The organism is Polynucleobacter yangtzensis (assembly GCF_027924165.1).
Lineage (GTDB): Bacteria > Pseudomonadota > Gammaproteobacteria > Burkholderiales > Burkholderiaceae > Polynucleobacter > Polynucleobacter yangtzensis.
This window is the reverse complement of sequence record NZ_AP026973.1, coordinates 902,560-922,108: the sequence shown is the minus strand read 5'-3', so window position 1 is coordinate 922,108 and position 19,549 is coordinate 902,560. Positions and strand designations below refer to the sequence as shown.

Here is a 19,549-nt window from a genome sequence, read left to right as displayed (position 1 = left end):
AGAATCCGCCTATCACATTTTTAATTTTAATACCGCCTCGCCGTAGCACAATGGATAGTGCACATGCCTCCTAAGCGTGGGATACAGGTTCGATTCCTGTCGGCGGGACCAAAAATTCCTCATACTTATCCACAGACATTGTGGATAAATCCTCAAAAGTTTTCGTAAGTCACAGATTTGTATAGGCTGACCTAGTCTGCCTAAATTGTGTGCAAAAAGTATGCCCCCCTTCTTTTGTAATTACTTACAAATATTTAAGCTAATGCAGCTGCAGTTATGTGTTATGGGCGCCAAGTTCCCTTACACTTAGGCCCATGACCAGCCTATCAACCAGTACGCTAGCTGCCCTTGAGGAAATGCTCCAAAATACGGCGCGTTCTGCCCCAGCAGATTTTTTGCCAATCTATTTATCCCGCGGCGCAATAGGCGAGCAGCTCATTGGGCATCTCAATCCAGACTTCACTACCTATTTACAAGAGTCATTACAAAAGGAATCCATTCCACTCATTGCAATTAGTCATGACAAGCTGACAATTCAATTGGGCAAACCAAAAGACTTATCAAACAGTCTTTACCAGTTAGCCAATCGCATGCGCGTAGGTGGATTTATTCCTGGCTGGCGAAACGAAGACTTTGCATGGGTAGATCAAAATGGTCACAAGTACTTTCGCATGGAACGTGCTGCATTTCGCACCTTTGGGTTTCGTAGCATGGCAACTCATATCAACGGCTACACACAAAGTAATACGATTTGGTTGGGTCGTCGCAGTGAAACTAAGCCTACTGATCCAGGCAAGTTAGATAACTTAGCAGCTGGCGGCATTACTGCCGATGAAACACCTTGGGTAAGCGCACGTCGTGAACTTTGGGAAGAGGCTGGCGTACCTGAGCAAATTGCAGAACAGATTGAGCCTGTTGGACGTATTCATATGCGCCGCCCATCCCTTAACCGGGGTTTTCATGATGAGCAGCTCTATATTTACGACCTAGAATTGTCTGATAACTTTGTGCCGATGAATCACGACGGCGAAGTCAGCGGTTTTATAGAAATTTCCCTAGCAGAGGCTGCCGCAAGGATTTTGGCGGATGAATTCACCTCTGACGCGGCTTTTGTAACAGCAGACTTCATATTGCGTCGCAATAAATAAGGGATTCGCCCTTATTTGCCTCTTATGACACCTGCTTGATGGTAGTCATGCATTGATCCCCCAATTCGTGGTTAAATCCTTATTAAGGATGAAACAGGGGTGCCCTTCAGAGGTTTTAGTCTAAGGTGCTGAGAAAGACCCTTTAACCCGATCCAGGTAATGCTGGCGTGGGGAGTTACATCAGACCGACACCCGGTTTCGTCCATCTAAAACAGCTAGGAGATGGACATGAGTACAGGCAATTCCACAACAAAAAACGCTAAACACGAGATTCCCAGTTTAAAAAGCTTGGAGCGCGACTTTGGACAAAAGTTTGCCTATCCAGCTTCAACTAAAACTTACCTCCAAGGTTCACGTCCTGATATCAAAGCGCCAATCCGCATGATTGAGCAGCTACCTACACGAGTAGGTGAAGAATTATTAGCCAATCCCCCTGTTCCTGTTTACGACACCTCTGGACCATACAGCGATCCGGATGTTGTGATCAATCTTGAAAAAGGTTTACCAAGACTACGTGACGCGTGGATTTCTGAACGCAATGACACCATTCAATTGGCTGGCCCTAGTTCTGAATATGGCGTTGCTCGCTCTCAAGATGAAGCCACTCAAAATTTACGCTTCTCTCATATCAGTGCGCCGCGCGTTGCCAAACCTGGTCATAACGTCAGTCAAATGTACTACGCACGCAAAGGCATTGTTACCCCAGAAATGGAATATGTAGCGCTGCGTGAATCAATGGGTCTTGAGCAACTCCGTAAGGACCCGGCTTACAAGCAACTCCTTAAGCAACATCCTGGCAAAAGCTATGGCGCCAATCTTCCAGACATCGTCACAGGTGAATTTGTCCGCTCAGAAATTGCTGCTGGCCGTGCGATTATTCCAGCCAACATTAATCACCCTGAATTAGAGCCAATGATTATTGGCCGCAACTTCCGTGTGAAGATCAACGGCAACTTGGGCAACTCTGCTGTTACCTCTTCTATTAACGAAGAAGTAGAAAAGATGGTTTGGTCCATTCGTTGGGGCGCAGATACCATCATGGATCTTTCAACTGGTAAACATATTCATGAGACCCGTGAGTGGATTATTCGCAACTCTCCAGTTCCAATTGGTACCGTTCCTATTTATCAAGCATTAGATAAAACTGGTGGGATTGCAGAAGACCTCACCTGGGAAATGTTCCGCGACACTTTGATTGAACAAGCTGAACAAGGTGTGGATTACTTCACTATTCACGCAGGTGTATTGCTTCGCTATGTTCCACTAACGGCTGATCGCATTACTGGCATTGTGTCTCGCGGCGGGTCGATCATGGCTAAATGGTGTTTGGCTCATCACAAAGAGAACTTCCTCTATACGAAGTTTGATGAGATTTGTGAAATCATGAAAGCCTATGACGTCTCATTTAGCTTGGGTGATGGCTTACGTCCTGGCTGCATTGCTGACTCCAATGATGCTGCACAGTTTGGCGAGCTTCATACCTTAGGCGAGTTAACTGCTAAAGCATGGAAGCATGATGTGCAAGTCATGATCGAAGGTCCTGGTCACGTACCAATGCAGCGCATTGAAGAAAATATGACTGAAGAGATCAAGCACTGCTTAGAAGCCCCCTTCTATACGCTTGGACCATTGATTACCGATATCGCTCCTGGTTACGACCACATCACCAGCGGTATTGGCGCTGCCCAAATTGGTTGGTATGGTACAGCGATGCTTTGTTATGTCACACCTAAAGAGCATTTAGGCTTGCCAGATAAAGAAGACGTCCGCGAAGGCATCATCACCTACAAGATTGCTGCTCATGGCGCTGATTTGGCCAAGGGCTTACCAGGCGCGCAAGTGCGCGATAACGCATTGTCTAAAGCCCGCTTTGAATTCCGCTGGGAAGATCAGTTCAATCTTGGCTTGGATCCTGAGCGTGCGCGTGAATATCACGATGCTACTTTGCCGGCTGAAGGCGCAAAGATTGCTCACTTCTGCTCAATGTGCGGTCCAAAGTTCTGCTCCATGAAGATCACACAAGAAGTACGTGACTATGCGGCAACCTTAGATGCAGACGGAAATCCCAAAGCCAAAGTCATTCCGATTACCGAAGTAGCGGATGCATCCAAAGGCATGGAAGAGATGTCTGCGGAGTTCCGCAAACGCGGTAGTGAGATTTACCAGTAATCGTCAAGTTATTTATGGCAAATAGCTTGAACCTCTCTAACAGCAAGTATGCAATTGTTGGGGGCGGCCTAATGGGTCGCTTTCTGGCAGTTGCACTTGCCAATAGAGGTGCTCAAGTTGATCTCTTTGAAAAAGGTGGTCCAGACGCAGCTCATGCTGCAGCACGCATTGCGGCTGCGATGTTGGCTCCTCTTGCTGAATCAGCTATTACCGAAGATTCTGTTGTGCGCATGGGCTTATATAGCTTGCCTCGCTGGAAAGAGTTGATTTCGGAACTGTCTGAATCAGTTTTCTTCCAGCAAGATGGCACTTTGATTCTTTGGCATCGACAAGATGCTAGTGATGCTGAGCGCTTTACAGCTCACCTCGAGAAAAACTGTCGTGCGAACTCTGAGCTGAGCTCACCGCAAAAGTTAAGTAATGAAACTTTGCGTGAGTTGGAGCCTAGTGTTGCTGATCGCTTTAATCAGGGGCTGTACTTACCCAACGAAGGACAGCTGGATAATCGTCAGCTATTAGATGCACTTGCTATTGAGCTTAAGCTATTGAAGGTGAATTGCCAGTGGCACACAGAAGTGGATCCACAAGAGTTACGCGAGCAATCCGGCTATCAAGCAGTAATTGATTGTCGTGGTACTGGTGCCAAAGAAACTTGGTCCACTGGTGACAAACCCAATACCTTGCGTGGTGTTCGCGGAGAAGTGATTCGGCTCTATGCTCCAGAGGTAAAGCTGCGCCGTCCAACAAGATTAATTCATCCACGCTACCCAATCTATATTGCCCCGAAAGAAAATGACGTCTATGTAGTAGGCGCCACTGAAATTGAGTCCGATGATCTATCTGAGATGAGTGTACGCTCAGCGATGGAGTTACTTAGTGCGGTCTATACCGTTCATAGTGGTTTTGCGGAAGCACGTATCTTGGAAATGGCAACACAATGCCGCCCTACTTTAAAAAATAATCTACCGGAAATACGGATGAATAAAGATAAAGGGCTGGTAGATTTGATATTGATCAATGGCCTATATCGCCATGGTTTTATGATTGTACCTGCTGTTTTAGATTGCGCCTTGCAGATACTTGAGCAAGGAAGCAGTAAGACTGCATTGGAACTAGGTTTGAGCGTTACGCACAACAGTAATCAAGCAGAGGCTGTATGCGCATAATCGTCAATCAAGTCGAATATGAAATGCCAAGCCATAGTTTGGTCAGCGATGCACTAGCATTGATTGATGCCAAGCCACCCTACGCTGTTGCTGTGAATCTGAATTTTGTACCCAAGACAAAGCATGCAGAGTTTGTCTTAAATGAGAATGACCAAATTGAAGTGATCGCCCCAGTTACTGGTGGTTGATGTAATAACAAACTGAAATTGATATGAACGCTCCCTTACCTAGTAATCTCAATACTGCCGATACCCTTGTTCTGTATGGTGAGAGTTTTGCTAGCCGTTTGTTACTGGGCACCTCACGATACCCCTCTCCACAGGTTTTAGAAAACGCCGTGCAAGCATCTAATCCTGCCATGATTACTGTGAGCCTACGTCGTCAAGGCACTTCAACTGCTGAAGCACATAGTGGCTTTTGGGATTTACTCAAAAAGATGGCTGTACCTGTATTACCTAACACTGCTGGCTGTCATAGTCCACAAGAGGCAATAACAACAGCGCAAATGGCACGTGAAGTTTTTGAAACTGATTGGATCAAATTAGAACTTATTGGTGATGACTACACCTTGCAGCCTGATGTTTTGCGTTTGGCACAAACTGCTGAGGCTTTAATTAAAGATGGTTTCAAAGTTCTACCGTATTGCACTGAAGATCTCATTTTGTGTCAACGCCTTGTGGATGTCGGTTGCCAAGCAGTAATGCCATGGGCTGCTCCCATTGGCACTGGCCAGGGACCATTAAACCCATATGCCATGAAACTCTTGCGCGATCGCTTGAAGGTGCCGCTCTTAGTTGATGCTGGCTTAGGCCTTCCTTCTCATGCATGCACGGTCATGGAATGGGGTTTTGATGGAGTGCTACTCAATACTGCTGTTGCATTAGCCGATGATCCTGTAGTCATGGCTAAATCCTTTGCTATGGCCGTAGATGCTGGTCGTGCTGCCTACTTATCTGGCGCCATGAAACCGCAAGAATCCGCTCAAGCCAGCACGCCTTTGGTGGGAACGCCTTTTTGGCACCAATCGTAATTACCTAGTTACTTCAAGTTAAGTACACTGAACAAATGAGCCTGATTCGTGACCTTGCAGATCAAATCGTTGCAGCGCATCGCAATGATGACCTATGCATTCCGATTCCAGTCTTTAGCTTAAATACACCGCCGCCACAAATTGATAATGAAGCGGCAGTTGATCATTACGAACTAGCTGGTGCTTTGGCTGCTATTGAAATGGGGTTTATTGAATCGGATGCCAAAACTCTTGGCAAAGCTTGGTCACGTATGACTTTGCAAGATGGTGGCTTTAACCCCTTTAAATGGCCTAATAGACCAGAACACTTTGATTTGCTGCCATGGACTCGTAATATGAACCCTAATGCGTTCAAAGAGTGTCCAAAACGCTTAGGATTGTATGGTGTGATGCCTGATGCTGATTGGGTAAAACGCATGGTTGATGTAGAGATTCCGACTGTGCAATTGCGTTTTAAATCAGAAGACAAGTCCAAGATTAGAAAACAAATCAAAGAATCTGTTGCTGCAGTGAAAGATAGCAAAACACTGCTATTTATTAACGACTATTGGCAAGAAGCAATTGATGCCGGTGCATATGGCGTGCATTTAGGTCAAGAAGACATGGAAGTCGCTGACTTAGATGAGATTCGTGCAGCAGGTTTGCGCTTAGGCTTAAGCACACATGGATATGCAGAGCTTACGTATGCCGATCGTTTTTGCCCAAGCTATATTGCTATGGGCGCAGTCTTTCCGACAAATCTCAAGAAGATGCCTACCGCTCCCCAAGGACTTGGTCGTCTATACCAATACGCCAAACTCATGAGCCACTATCCTCTGGTAGCTATTGGCGGCATTGATCAAGATAGTATTCATGCAGTGACTAAGAGCGGTGTTGGTTCAGTAGCTGTAGTGAGAGCCATTACTCAGGCCAAAGACCCAAAGGCTGCGGTGAAGCACTTACAAGAGTTAATGCAAGCCTAAGAAAAAAATAGCTTTAACAATATTTTTTAGTACTTATCTTTTTCATCCAAAAGCGCAGTCGGATAAAAGTCGTGCATATGCCATAAAGGTCCAGGACCTTCACCAATACTTAAGAAACGACCTGCCTCTAGGCCTGCCTCCACATAGGCTATTGCCTTAGCAACTGCGTGACTCAGGTCATGACCATCGGCAAGGTATGTCGCTATGGCAGAGGCTAATGAGCAACCTGTACCGTGTGTATTTATAGTATTGACACGGTAGTGTTTAAATTCTTTTGTCTGTACTACTTCCAAACCATCCTCGATGGTGCGCCACATTAGGTAATCCGTAATTTGAGTGTGCGTGCTATCAAGATGCCCACCTTTTATCAATACCGCTTGCGGTCCCATGTCGAGCAATTCTTCAGCAGCCAGTTTGAAATCATTAGATCCGCGAATCTCACGACCCAGTAATAGTGATGCCTCATCTAAATTAGGTGTAATCAATGTTGTAATTGGAAATAATTCAGAGATCATGGCCTGCGCAGTATCGTCACCACCCAAGCTAGCTCCCGAAGTAGCTCGCAATACGGGATCAAGAACAATGCGTTTTACGCCGTGTTTGCGCAAAGATTTGGCAACCGTTTTCACTATTTCTGGGCTGGCTAACATGCCAATTTTGACAATATCAACCCCAATATCCAATAAAACAGCGTCAATCTGGGCCTCAACCACATCCAGATCTATATCTTGAATGCGCGTTACCCCCAAGGTATTTTGGGCGGTAATGGCTGTAATCACCGACATACCAAAGCCACCCAAGGCAGTGATGACCTTGAGATCAGCCTGGAGCCCCGCCCCGCCGCCACTATCGGACCCAGCAATAGTCAGTACTTTGGGGATCTGTACAGAAGTAGGAAGTAGTGATTTCATCTTGCTATAATATCGGCTTATTCCTCGATAGCTCAGTCGGTAGAGCGCCGGACTGTTAATCCGTAGGTCCCTGGTTCGAGCCCAGGTCGAGGAGCCAAATAATTAAAGCCCCTAAAGTGATTTAGGGGCTTTTTTATTGGTATGACCAAGTACTTTATAGGATCAGCGGATCAACAGATAATCAATCCGATAAACACTCATTAAGATTCAGCATATTTGGCAGAGTATTCATCCGCTTACGAACATTTATCCACTGGTCACAAGCTCAAATCTCAGCTACGAAATTGAGGCCAGTTTTTCAGGGGTTGACTCAGTTCACTGCCACTCTATTTCTACCACCACGTTTGGCTTTATAAAGTGCGTCATCAGCCTGCGCCATTAGGGCATCAAAACCAGCGTCATCAGCTACCCGGTCAGAGCTAGCAAGACCAATGCTAACGGTAACTACCAAGGCTAACTGTTTTCCATCCCCCAAATTAAGAGTAATCGGCGTACAAGATATTACATCCCTTAATTTTTCCGCAACTAACTCTGCCTGGGCCACGGTAGTCTGGGGCAGCAAAACTGCGAATTCTTCCCCTCCGATTCTTGCTAGGATATCGGACGTACGCATTTGCTGTAACCATCGCGTCGTTACCTCTTGCAGCACCTGATCGCCTGCCACATGCCCATAAGTGTCGTTAACGTCCTTAAACTTATCTAAGTCCAGCATCAAGATAGAAATTGGCTGAGTTTTACGATGCGCCTGCTCAATTACAGTCTTTCTGAATTGCTCAAACGCACGTCGATTCGGCACTCCCGTGAGTGTGTCTGTATTAGCATTTATCGCAAGTTCACGATTTTTCTTGGATAATTCCTTACGCAGGCTGCGCTCATGATCCACCTGCTCAGAGGTGCGAATGGACTCGGTGATATCGGTATACAGCGCCACATAACGCGAGACTCTTTTCCATGGGTCTAAAAATGGTATCACCGTTGTTTTTACCCAGAAAAATTCTCCTGCTTTATTACGATTTCGAAATGTTCCACTCCAAATTTCGCCGCGACTAATTTGAGACCACATTTCCTTATAAAAACTACGAGGGTATAGGTCTGAATTAAAGATGCGGTGGCTTTTCCCCTTGATCTCGCTGAGCCGATAGCCCGTTGTCTGTAAATAGAGAGGGTTAGCCCAGAGAATTTTTCCATCTGGGCTCGATTCGCTAATCATCAGATGGGCCCCCGTCGCTCTGATTTGGTTAGCCAGCTCAGCAAGAGATTTTTCGTATGTCAAGTACCAGCGAAATAGTCCGGCCATCAAGAGCAATACAATCAGAGAACCGGCAAGGGCATAAAACTTAGCTTGATTGTGATCATCCTTCAGGGTTTCGATTAGACGCGATTTATCCCCCACTACAGTAAGGATTGCGGGATACGCGGTACTGGAACGATAGGCAGCGAACAGATTAGAGTTTATCTGAGACTCAAAAAATCCCAGATCCGTACGACTCACATTTTCCAATAACTCTTTGCCAAAACCTTGTGTTGACTTGCTGATATCTCCGTGATGCGCAGCAATTCTTTTACCCTGGTAATCGAATACTGCAATCTCGGTATTGGGATCTTCGTCGATGCGCTGCCATAAATTTTCAAATAGTCCAATATTAATTGTCGCAATCCAGTGATAAATCCGCCCGCTAATGTTGACGGGTATTGATGCCAACCAGAATCTCAAGCTGCTATTTGCAGGCGTATCTTGGGTAATTTCAAAAATATCACGGTATTCATAGACATTACCAAAGCTTATAGTTGCTGAATTGTTACCCTTCGCAGCTATATCAGGCAGCTCACTCTGAGGCATCAAGGCCCCTAGATTTCGCGAGTTTGAGCTTGCTACGATCCGGCCGTTATCGTCAACTAGTGAAAGACTGCGGACCACACGGTCCTCTTGAATGAGTTCGTAAAGCCGATCTCCACGTAGTCGCTCGTCATTGAGTGATTGCACATTTGCATATGCCGCAACTAATCGTAATCGAGCGGTTACCACATCAAGACTGCGTGATAGATGGTCTTCTAAAATCGCAGTCTCAGACTGAGTCTGTTGCTTTAGGGCTCGAATCGCAGACTCTTGAACATAGCGGGTGCCAACAAAATATACCGACCAGATTACTGCTAGCGCAGATATTAGAGAAACGGCAAATATAATCCGAAACTTAATTGGCTCAACTTCAAAGTCGGTACGTACAGCCACGAAAATTAGTCTTTCACTACGATCTGTTGCAGCTTAAATTCGGTCGCATATTTATCTAAACGACCGTCTTTCTTTGCCTGAGCCACAAACTGATTTACGCGCGCCAGCCAAGCAGCGTCTCCTTTTGCAACTGCATAAGCATAATCGGTCGGCTGTATAGGTCGAGTTGGTGAAACAACACGAGCCCAGTCGGTATTGGCCAACATACGTTGTGTGTATGGGTAGTCAGTCATGAACGCATCCGAACGACCAGATTCAACATCACGTTCACGCTCACCTGGACGCTCTGCAACTTGCAAAGTGGCTTGCTTTAAAGTCTGCTTCATGAGCGGCTCCATAAAAGTGCCCTTCAGGACAGAAATGACTCGACCAGGCCGATCCAAATCGTCCCATGTCTTAATCGTTGTATTTGATTTAGAGGTCACTGCGTAGACGTCACTGCGCAAGTACGGCGCTGAAAAATTGACGCGCTCAGCTCGGGATGGAATCACGCCAACCCCCATCATGGCAATATGGCAATTACGATTCTCTACATCAGCAATAAAACCAGCAAAGCTTGTCTCCACATACTGGGGTTTGACACCTAACTCTTGCGCAAAATCACGTGACAAATTGATATCGAGTCCCTGAAGTGCTCCCGAGCGCGGGTTGCGATAACTGATACCGAAGTAATCCGGCCAAATGCATACCTTCAGTACTTTCGTTTTTTGAATATCTTCTAATGTATTTGCCTCGGCCAATACTGAGAAAATAATTAAACTGAAGGACAGCAATAATTTAGGATTCAACATTTTTAATCTTTATTTTTAGAACTTCTTGAACTTTAACAGCTTTTAAAATAACGATGGCAGAGGTTTTCATCAATTATTCGAGAAACTTGAAACTATTAGTAAAGCTGACTCATCACACTAAAAATCTTCAGACTGATTATTGTCATCTGAAAATGTAACAAGATATTTAAGCAACACAAATTGCGCGCATATGAGCACATTTGCCTAGAAAAAATAGTAATTTTCTACTAGATTACCTACCATTGCCGCTTGATAAATTTAATGAAAAAGATATTGGGGTGTTTTTTGAATTTCCGTTATTTGCGAAATCTAATTTCACATTAACATTTAAACTTCTCACCCCAATAAAAGATACTGCCAAAATATTGTTGTCACCCCTAATAATGATGCGTAGTCATAAACAGTAAAAAACATGTGAATGAACATTCATTTATGAGAATGCTAAAACTCATTCGATGCTAAGTTTTTAAGGAAAACTCTATAAATCCTCAGGCGCCCGGTAGGGGGAACCAATGAAATGGCTTAAAAATGCCCTTTCGCGCGCATAAATTTCTTATGCAATATTCGGTCTAAGCACACTAAAATAGACCCTATGAATAAGATTCCTGAACTACTCGCCCCCGCTGGCAGCCTTAATATGTTGCGCACCGCATTTGATTTTGGTGCGGATGCCATTTATGCTGGACAACCTCGTTATTCACTGCGGGTTCGCAATAACGACTTTGGCAAGATTGAGGTTCTCAAGCAAGGCATCGATACTGCCCATGACATGGGTAAAAAGTTTTACTTAGTTTCCAATTTATTACCCCATGGTGGCAAAACTCGGACTTATATTAAAGATATGGATCCGGTCATTGCATTAAAGCCGGACGCTTTAATCATGTCAGACCCTGGGTTGATCATGATGGCACGTGAAGCTTGGCCAGATATGCCTATTCATTTATCAGTTCAAGCCAATACGGTTAATGGTGCTTCTGCAAAGTTCTGGCGTTCTGTTGGTATTAGTCGCGTCATTTTGTCGCGTGAACTCTCCTTTGATGAAATCGAAGAAGTTCGTCAAGACTGTCCTGAAATGGAGCTTGAGGTTTTTGTGCATGGCGCGCTCTGCATTGCTTATTCAGGACGCTGCTTACTGTCAGGCTATATGTCTCATCGTGACTCCAATCAAGGCGCCTGTACTAATGCCTGCCGATGGGACTACAAGGTCAAACCTGGACAACAAAATGGCAGCGGTGATGTAGTTCTTCTTCAGGAAGCCCGCCGTCCGGACGATTTGATGCCCATGGAAGAAGATGAGCATGGCACTTACATCATGAACTCCAAGGATCTTCGAGCCGTTGAGCATATCGAGCGCCTAACTAAAATGGGCGTTGATTCTTTCAAGATCGAAGGCCGCACCAAATCACCTTATTACGTTTCACGTACCGTTCAAGCCTACCGAGCAGCAATCAATGACGCCGTAGCAGGCAGACCATTTAATACAGCTTTATTAGGTCAGCTAGAAGGCTTGGCTAACCGAGGCTACACCGATGGCTTTTATGAGCGTCACCACGATAAAGAGTATCAACTCTATATGCGCGGCCATTCCCTATCAGGACGCAGCCTTTATGTTGGAGAGACTCTTGATATCGATTCTGCTTCGGGACGTGTCAAGGTTGACGTTAAGAACCGCTTTTCCGTTGGTGACAAATTAGAGGTCATTGAGCCTAACGGCAATACTGATGTTGTCTTGACTGAAATGTGGAATATGAATGGCGAACCAATTGATGTTGCACCTGGCTCAGGCCACTTTGTTTGGCTCAAGATTCCGATGAACAGTAAGCATGCCTTTATTGCACGCTATACACAGGAGCCTGCTCCAGTGGAAACTGCGGGCTCTTGCGCCACTTGCGGCGAGTGATCGTCCTATATTTCTTTGATTGATTATTCTTAATGACGAACAATACCGTTAGTAAACCTAACCATCTGAGCTTAAAAGATAAGCTCAAGGATGAAGCCAAAAAAGCTTTTGCCCTAACCCTTTATTTCGGAGCTTGGTTTTGTGCAATTGCTTTTGTTGCGGCGACCGCTCTTGAGGAGCGCCCTATCCCGTTATCGATCTTCGGCTTTGCATTAATCAAGGCAGGAATCTCCGCTAAATTTATGCTGATTGCACAAGCGGCCTATCCGATCAAAATCAATAAAGAACATGGAATTGTGAACTCTCTTTTGTTCGAATCTTTTGTTTATTTAATTTTCGTACTTGCCTTGAACTTCCTAGAGGCAGGAGTAGATGGGTTATTTCATGGCAAGGCATTTATCGCTTCCATGGCAGCATTCGGTAATGGCGAGCCTTTAAGAATTTTTGCAATGTCCATTCTCTACTGGCTTATTGTTTGGCCCTATTTAATTTTTATTGGTGTGAACCAAGCAATAGGCAATACAGCCACACTGGCAATTCTGTTTGGTTCTAAAAAGTAATTGATCTATTTGTATTGCGTGAGAATTTTTTGGCTATGTCTATTGGTATTTACTTTTCAGAAGGCTCAAGCTCAAGAAATTGAAGCTCGTGCATATTCCAATGCGCCAATTGGCATCAATTTTGTTACAGGCGGCATTGCTCAGGCCAAAAGTGGTTCTTATACGCTGACTACTGAAGCGGTAAATCTAACTCGCATCATCGACGTCTTTGGGCAGTCTGGACGAATCAGCCTCCTGGTGCCGTATGCTCAACTCTCTGGGACAGGCACACTTGGCCCTCAAAATATAAACGCATCTGCTGAAGGATTATCCGATCCTGTTGTGAAAGTCTCAGCCAATCTTTATGGAGCACCAGCACTCTCCTTAGATGAATTTAAAAATTATCAACAAGATCTTATTATCGGCACCAGCCTAGCCGCATCTATTCCATGGGGTAAGTACAACAGCGAACAAATGCTCAACGTAGGCGCTAATCGTTCGCTGATTCAGCCTGCTATCGGAGCATCACAAGCAATTGGTCCATGGCGTTTGGAATTAGCGGGTATGGCTACGATCTATACAAGTAACACTAGCTTTCTGGGAAGCAATACGCTCTCCCAAAACCCGATATATTCGTCTGAAGCCCACGTCATTTATTACTTTCAAAACATGGCATATATATCTGCTGATGCCACCTACTTTACCGGCGGTCAAAAATATGTCAATGGCACAGCAATCACTGGTTCACAAGAAAATTGGCGCTTTGGAAGCACCATGTCTTACCCCATCAATAAGCACAATTCAATCCGCCTAACTGGTAGTAAGGGTGTTTATTCCAATACCAATACCGACTACACCGCACTGGGGCTCTCTTGGCAATATCGCTGGGGTGGCGGCCTGTAGGTAAATAAGGTCTTGAATCGCTACAATGAACCCAAAAGAACACTAAAAAGAGAATTGAGACATTCATGAGCAATAAACCAAAAGACCCTGCAGAGAGCGGTTTACGCAAAGGCTTAACTAGCTATGGCGATAAAGGATTTTCTTTATTCCTGCGCAAAGCTTTTATCAAGGGTGCCGGCTATACCAATAGTGCGTTAGATCGCCCTGTTATTGGCATCATTAATACTGGTAGCGCATACAACCCTTGTCACGGCAATATGCCGCAACTGCTTGAAGCAGTAAAACGTGGCGTTATGTTAGCTGGTGGTTTGCCAATGGAATTTCCAACAATCTCCATTCATGAAAGTTTTGCGGCTCCTACCAGCATGTATTTACGCAATTTGATGTCAATGGACACCGAAGAAATGTTGCGTGCACAGCCGATGGATGCTGTCGTCATGATTGGTGGTTGCGATAAAACTGTACCTGCACAAATGATGGGTGCCGCTTCCGCAGGACTGCCAGCAATCCAACTGATTACGGGATCAATGTTGACTGGCTCACATCGTAGTGAACGTGTTGGCGCCTGTACTGATTGCCGCCGTTATTGGGGTAAGTTCCGCGCTGGTGAAATTGATGAAGTAGAAAAAGATGAAGTGAACGATCAGCTTGTCGCCAGCGTAGGTACATGCTCTGTCATGGGTACCGCCAGCACTATGGCTTGCATATCTGAAGCGCTTGGCATGACTGTTCCTGGCGGCGCCACCCCTCCAGCTGTTACGGCTGATCGTATCCGCGTTGCTGAAGAAACTGGTACTTGTGCGGTGAAGATGGCCAAAGAAGGTTTAACCATAGACAAAGTACTCACTGCAGATGCTTTTGAAAATGCTATGCGTGTATTACTAGCGATTGGCGGATCAACAAACGGCATTGTTCACCTTGCCGCCATTGCCGGACGTATGGGATTGGAAATAGACTTAGATGCTCTCGACAAAATGGGCGACGAGACTCCGGTTCTGGTTGATTTAAAACCCTCTGGCGATCATTACATGGAAAATTTCCATGACGCAGGAGGCATGACTACCCTACTACGCGAACTCAAGCCATTGCTGAAGTTAAATGCCATGACCGTATCAGGTAGAACACTAGGCGAAGAAATTGATGCCGCACCACCGAGCTTCAAACAAGATGTAGTTCGCCCCTTTGATAAGCCTATCTATCCACGTGGCAGCATTGCCGTATTGCACGGCAACCTTGCTCCTGGCGGCGCGATTATTAAACAATCAGCAGCAAATGAAAAACTGATGGAGCATGAAGGTCGAGCTGTAGTATTTGAGAATGCCGCTGATTTAGCCAACCGCATTGATAGCCCTGAATTGGATGTCACCGCTGAAGATATTTTGGTGCTCAAGAATATTGGACCCAAAGGTGCTCCTGGTATGCCTGAGGCTGGTTATATTCCAATTCCAATGAAATTGGCACGTGCAGGGGTGAAAGACATCGTACGTATTTCTGATGGACGCATGAGCGGCACCGCCTTTGGCACGATTGTGTTGCACGTCACACCTGAATCTGCTATTGGCGGCCCATTAGCCCAAGTCCGCAATGGCGATCGCATTCGCTTAAGTGTTAAGAATCGTGAGATAAGCCTTTTAATTTCTGATGAAGAATTAGCTCAGCGCATGAAGGACAACCCCATCACCTCTCCAACTGCAGAGCGTGGATACAAGAAACTCTTTTTGGATACCGTTACTCAAGCAGACCAAGGTGTCGACTTTGATTTCTTGAGGGCAGTCAAGATGGTTGGCAAGACCCCTCAGTCAAAGTAAAGATTGAAGACTGTGATGAATGCAAACCTCTTGCGTAAGGGTATGAATATATGGCCCCCATTCTTGGGTGCGGGCATTACTGTGGAAAGTATTGCTAAAGATTTTCGTCACGCCAAAGTGCGCTTAAAGCATGGTCTTTTAAATCGCAACATCCTAGGGGTTCACTTTGGCGGAAGTCTATTTGCCATGACTGACCCCTTCTTTATGATGATGGTGTCTCAAAATATTGGTAAAGGCTACATTGTTTGGGATCAAGCAGCAAAAATTGAATTCCTCAAGCCTGGTAAGGGTCCTGTACATGCCTCCTTTGAGCTGACTCAATCTCAAATTGACGAGATTATTAGTGCCGCAGAGTCTGGCAATAAAGTCCTAAGGGATTTTGTCGTCGACGTGAAAGACCGAGAAGAAGATGTCGTTGCGCGTATTACAAAGACGCTCTACATCCGCAAGAAGATCAAGAAAAGCTAAGGCGCATCTTTAACTTTTTTGCTTATTTAATTCCCGTAAGCAGGCGCATCAAGTCTGCGCATCTCTCCCTCAATCCAAGCTTCTACCTCCAGCTGTAACTGCTCTTCAGTTTTACCCTGAACGGAAATGACTGGCCCAATTGAAAGCGTAATCAAACCAGGGCGCTTAAGAAAGGTCTTTCTTGGCCAAATGGCACCTGAGTTTTGTGCGACAGGCAAAATATCGGTTTGCGTACTGATGGCGAGACGAACACCACCTTTGCGATAAGGCTTAAACGATCCTCGAGGGGTGCGAGTGCCTTCTGGAAAAATCGCAATCCATCTACCCTCTTTTAAAACCACCTTACCCTGGGCAGCAACAGCTTCTCTGGCATTTTCTCGATCGCCACGATTGATATGAATCATGCGTAATGAAGCTAGAGCCCATCCAAAGAATGGCACGTATAAAAGCTCCCTTTTAAATACAAAACAGAGCTCTTTTGGAAATATCGATGGATAAACAAAGGTTTCCCAGGCAGACTGGTGCTTGCCCAGAACGATTAATGGCTTATTGGGATCTTTTGGAATATTTTCTAATCCCTTAACCTGAGACCCAATACCGCATAGTAAATACAAAACTTTCTGGATTAATCGACACCAAGCTACACCCATGCTGTAGCGAGTACGAATACTAGTAAATGGAATGACCAGAATAATCGCAGTCGCAAAAATGGTGACTGATATAAAGCCAAATAGGTAAAACAGTAGTGAGCGTAGCCAAAGAATCACGATGAGCAGTTACTTAGGTAAGACAATTGAGGGAAGTATTATTCCCTCATTATATTAGGCAAATTTATGATGTTAAGCGCTTCTTTGCTGCCTGATACTCACTCTCGAGTTGATCAACAATCTGAGCAACCGTGGGTACCCCGTCAATAAGACCTACACCCTGACCTGCACCCCAAATATCTTTCCATGCCTTAGCGCCAGAGCTATCCTTACCCGCTTGCGAGAGTTTGGCAAATGCTTGCGGATCACCTTCTGGAAGATTGGTTGGATCTAGGCCAGCATTAACGATGCTCTGCTTAATATAGTTGCCATGAATGCCTGTGAAATGATCTGTATAAACAATATCAGCGGCCTGCGCAGTCACAATGGCCTGTTTATATTGCTCGCTCGCATGCGCTTCTTGACTGGCAATAAATCGAGTCCCCATATACGCAAAATCAGCACCCATTGCTTGTGCGGCTAGCACTGCATCACCTGTTGAGATTGCACCAGAAAGAACAATTGGACCCTGGAATATCTTTCTTACTTCCCCTACCAGTGCAAATGGAGACAATGCACCGGCATGGCCTCCTGCTCCAGCAGCGACCAATATCAAACCGTCCACGCCTGCCTCTAAAGCTTTTTCAGCATGACGAATATTGATAACATCATGCAAGACAATGCCGCCATAGCTATGAACCGCATCAATAATCTCCTTAACAGGAGCTCTCAGACTAGTGATGTAAATTGGAATGCGGTGCTTTACGCAGGAATACATATCCTGCTCTAGTCGTGCATTGGAGACGTGAACGATCTGGTTAACGGCCAATGGCCCAACCTTAGAATTTGGATTGGATTTCTCAAAATCCTCCAACTCACTCTGAATTTGACTTAACCAATCATCCAGCATCTCTTGTGGTCTGGCATTTAAGGCTGGGAACGATCCCACAATACCTGCCTTGCATTGCGCAAGGACGAGCTCTGGATAACTCACAGTGAACATCGGCGCCGAGATGATCGGCAATCGAAGTCCTTGCAATATTTTTGGGATATGACTCATAGATCCCTGAGCTCACGTCTTAAAATTTTTCCAACATTGGTCTTTGGCAAATCGTTACGGAAGACAATGTGCTTAGGACGCTTATAGTTGGTGAGGTTTTCTTTGCAGTACGCCAAGATAGCCTCCTCTGTTAAATCCGGGTCCTGCTTAACGATAAATGCCTTTACTGCCTCACCAGAATCTTCGTCTGGCACACCAATGACTGCACATTCCAAAACGCCCGGGATGAGAGATAGCACTTCTTCCACTTCATTTGGGTAGACATTAAAACCGGATACCAGCACCATATCCTTTTTACGATCAACGATCTTAGTATATCCATCGGCATTCATGATTCCAATGTCACCGGACCTAAAGAATCCATCAGCAGTCATCACATTCTTCGTTTCTTCGGGCTTATTCCAATAGCCGGCCATCACTTGTGGACCACGAATACAAATTTCGCCAGGATTACCGAAAGGCACTTCATTTCCTGCATCATCCAAAATACGCACTTCAGTTCCAGAAACAGGTAAACCTATATAACCTGTAAAACTTTCAATCAATGGTGAATTAACGCAGGCTACTGGAGAGGTTTCTGATAACCCGTAACCCTCGGCAATAGGCGCGCCAGTCATTTTCTGCCATTGATCGGCAACTACCTTTTGCATTGCCATGCCGCCACCGATGGTTGCCAAAATATTAGGGAACTTGACTGAAGCAAATTCTGGTTTATGCATCAGAGCATTAAATAATGTATTGACGCCCGGGAAAATATTGATATCAGGATGCTTTTTCAGCAACTTAATAAAGCCATCAAAGTCACGTGGATTAGGCACCAAAATTAAAAGGCCGCCCTTGCGCATTCCCATAAGCGCACATGCTGTTAAAGCAAAGATGTGATAAAGCGGTAAAGCACATAAGAAGACCAATTGATCAACAGGTTTTCTCTTTAATCCTGGCTCTAACCATAAGTCCGTCTGCAGCACATTTGACAAAATATTTCTATGCAGCAGAATCGCGCCTTTTGATAAGCCGGTTGTACCTCCCGTATATTGCAAGAAGGCAATATCGTCGAGCGTAGTGTTGGGCTTTTTCCATTGCTGGCGACCGCCCTCACTCAAAGCCTGTGTAAAGAGAGTATGACCAGGTATATGCCAAGCAGGGACCAACTTTTTAACATTGCGAACGACAAAGTTAACGATTGCACCCTTGATGCCAATCATCTCACCCATCGAAGTAACAACAACCTTCTTTAGTGGTGCGCTTGAGGCAATTTGTTGATAAACATGAGCAAAGTTTTCAAGAACAATAAGAGCAGTTGCGCCGCTATCTTTGAGTTGATGCTCCAGTTCGCGAGCCGTATATAGTGGATTGACATTGACCACCACAAATCCAGCTCTTAGTACACCCAGCATCGCTATCTGATATTGCATCACATTAGGCAGCATGATGGCAATACGAGCGCCGGGTTCTAATCCAATATTCTGCAAATAGGCGGCAAAATGTCTGGAGTGCTGATCAAGCTCACTGTAAGTTAAATACTTACCTAGATACTCACATGCTCGGCGATTTGGAAAGCGCTCAAAGGCTTCATCAAACATTTGCAGCAATGATGAATAAGCAGAGATGTCGACATCATGAGGTACACCTTCTGGATAGTTTTTTAACCAAGGTTTTGAGGGATTAACCATGTAGTTATTTCCTGTCTCGATATATTTTTATTTATATTCAGATTA

Annotated in this window: 17 protein-coding genes, 2 tRNA genes and 1 riboswitch; of the genes, 13 read left to right on the top strand and 6 right to left on the bottom strand. The window is 45.2% G+C overall.

Annotated features, from left to right (window positions below; translation table 11 throughout):
- Positions 1 to 36: 36 nt before the first annotated feature.
- From QMF28_RS04835 to thiE, 7 genes are all read left to right on the top strand, one after another.
- Positions 37 to 111 (top strand) — tRNA-Arg (locus tag QMF28_RS04835).
- A 203-nt stretch (positions 112 to 314) separates the two neighbouring features.
- Entirely contained in the window at positions 315 to 1,148 is an 834-nt protein-coding gene (locus tag QMF28_RS04830; RefSeq protein WP_281743512.1) for an NUDIX hydrolase, read from the top strand.
- An 85-nt stretch (positions 1,149 to 1,233) separates the two neighbouring features.
- Positions 1,234 to 1,339, top strand: a riboswitch (TPP riboswitch).
- Positions 1,340 to 1,376: 37 nt separating this feature from the next.
- A complete protein-coding gene (gene thiC, locus QMF28_RS04825; RefSeq protein ID WP_281743510.1) occupies positions 1,377 to 3,317 on the top strand; it encodes a phosphomethylpyrimidine synthase ThiC in 1,941 nt (646 codons plus the stop codon).
- 14 nt (positions 3,318 to 3,331) lie between these two features.
- A complete protein-coding gene (locus QMF28_RS04820; protein ID WP_281743509.1) occupies positions 3,332 to 4,483 on the top strand; it encodes an FAD-dependent oxidoreductase in 1,152 nt (383 codons plus the stop codon).
- Complete coding sequence (thiS, locus tag QMF28_RS04815; RefSeq protein ID WP_068322721.1) at positions 4,474 to 4,671, top strand: sulfur carrier protein ThiS; 198 nt, start codon at positions 4,474 to 4,476, stop codon at positions 4,669 to 4,671. Before QMF28_RS04820 ends, thiS begins: the two co-directional genes overlap by 10 nt.
- A gap of 23 nt (positions 4,672 to 4,694) precedes the next feature.
- Positions 4,695 to 5,513: a thiazole synthase gene (locus QMF28_RS04810; protein ID WP_281743508.1), complete on the top strand. Its 819-nt coding sequence runs from the start codon at positions 4,695 to 4,697 to the stop codon at positions 5,511 to 5,513.
- Between the two features lie 35 nt (positions 5,514 to 5,548).
- Positions 5,549 to 6,475, top strand: a complete 927-nt coding sequence (thiE, locus tag QMF28_RS04805; RefSeq protein ID WP_281743507.1) for a thiamine phosphate synthase — start codon at positions 5,549 to 5,551, stop codon at positions 6,473 to 6,475.
- 26 nt (positions 6,476 to 6,501) lie between these two features.
- On the opposite strand, the gene thiD is transcribed toward thiE, so the two are convergent.
- On the bottom strand, positions 6,502 to 7,386 hold the full coding sequence (thiD, locus tag QMF28_RS04800) for a bifunctional hydroxymethylpyrimidine kinase/phosphomethylpyrimidine kinase (RefSeq protein ID WP_281743506.1): 885 nt from the start codon (positions 7,384 to 7,386) through the stop codon (positions 6,502 to 6,504).
- Between the two features lie 21 nt (positions 7,387 to 7,407).
- Here thiD and QMF28_RS04795 point away from each other — a divergent pair.
- Positions 7,408 to 7,483, top strand: a tRNA-Asn gene (locus tag QMF28_RS04795).
- 213 nt (positions 7,484 to 7,696) lie between these two features.
- Here the strand turns inward: QMF28_RS04795 and QMF28_RS04790 are convergent.
- Positions 7,697 to 9,616: a sensor domain-containing diguanylate cyclase gene (locus tag QMF28_RS04790; RefSeq protein ID WP_281743505.1), complete on the bottom strand. Its 1,920-nt coding sequence runs from the start codon at positions 9,614 to 9,616 to the stop codon at positions 7,697 to 7,699.
- Between the two features lie 5 nt (positions 9,617 to 9,621).
- Positions 9,622 to 10,407 carry a substrate-binding periplasmic protein gene (locus tag QMF28_RS04785; RefSeq protein ID WP_281743503.1) on the bottom strand — a complete coding sequence of 262 codons (786 nt, stop codon included), beginning with the start codon at positions 10,405 to 10,407 and terminating at the stop codon, positions 9,622 to 9,624.
- A 592-nt stretch (positions 10,408 to 10,999) separates the two neighbouring features.
- On the opposite strand from QMF28_RS04785, the gene trhP reads away from it, so the two are divergent.
- The 5 genes from trhP (at position 11,000) to QMF28_RS04760 (ending at position 16,025) form a co-directional block, all read left to right on the top strand.
- Positions 11,000 to 12,307: a prephenate-dependent tRNA uridine(34) hydroxylase TrhP gene (gene trhP / locus QMF28_RS04780; RefSeq protein WP_281743501.1), complete on the top strand. Its 1,308-nt coding sequence runs from the start codon at positions 11,000 to 11,002 to the stop codon at positions 12,305 to 12,307.
- A gap of 32 nt (positions 12,308 to 12,339) precedes the next feature.
- The gene (locus QMF28_RS04775; RefSeq protein ID WP_068322641.1) at positions 12,340 to 12,867 is read left to right on the top strand and encodes a hypothetical protein; all 528 of its coding nucleotides are present in this window, start codon (positions 12,340 to 12,342) and stop codon (positions 12,865 to 12,867) included.
- Positions 12,868 to 12,885: 18 nt separating this feature from the next.
- On the top strand, positions 12,886 to 13,749 hold the full coding sequence (locus tag QMF28_RS04770) for a transporter (RefSeq protein ID WP_281743499.1): 864 nt from the start codon (positions 12,886 to 12,888) through the stop codon (positions 13,747 to 13,749).
- Positions 13,750 to 13,814: 65 nt separating this feature from the next.
- Positions 13,815 to 15,557, top strand: a complete 1,743-nt coding sequence (locus tag QMF28_RS04765; RefSeq protein WP_281743498.1) for an IlvD/Edd family dehydratase — start codon at positions 13,815 to 13,817, stop codon at positions 15,555 to 15,557.
- A 15-nt stretch (positions 15,558 to 15,572) separates the two neighbouring features.
- Entirely contained in the window at positions 15,573 to 16,025 is a 453-nt protein-coding gene (locus tag QMF28_RS04760; RefSeq protein WP_281743497.1) for a DUF4442 domain-containing protein, read from the top strand.
- Between the two features lie 26 nt (positions 16,026 to 16,051).
- On the opposite strand, the gene QMF28_RS04755 is transcribed toward QMF28_RS04760, so the two are convergent.
- From QMF28_RS04755 to QMF28_RS04745, 3 genes are all read right to left on the bottom strand, one after another.
- On the bottom strand, positions 16,052 to 16,789 hold the full coding sequence (locus QMF28_RS04755) for a lysophospholipid acyltransferase family protein (RefSeq protein WP_425594911.1): 738 nt from the start codon (positions 16,787 to 16,789) through the stop codon (positions 16,052 to 16,054).
- A gap of 67 nt (positions 16,790 to 16,856) precedes the next feature.
- The gene (locus QMF28_RS04750) at positions 16,857 to 17,831 is read right to left on the bottom strand and encodes an NAD(P)H-dependent flavin oxidoreductase (RefSeq protein ID WP_281743495.1); all 975 of its coding nucleotides are present in this window, start codon (positions 17,829 to 17,831) and stop codon (positions 16,857 to 16,859) included.
- Positions 17,828 to 19,504 carry a long-chain-fatty-acid--CoA ligase gene (locus QMF28_RS04745; RefSeq protein ID WP_281743494.1) on the bottom strand — a complete coding sequence of 559 codons (1,677 nt, stop codon included), beginning with the start codon at positions 19,502 to 19,504 and terminating at the stop codon, positions 17,828 to 17,830. The genes QMF28_RS04750 and QMF28_RS04745 overlap by 4 nt, the downstream gene beginning before the upstream one ends.
- Positions 19,505 to 19,549: the final 45 nt, after the last annotated feature.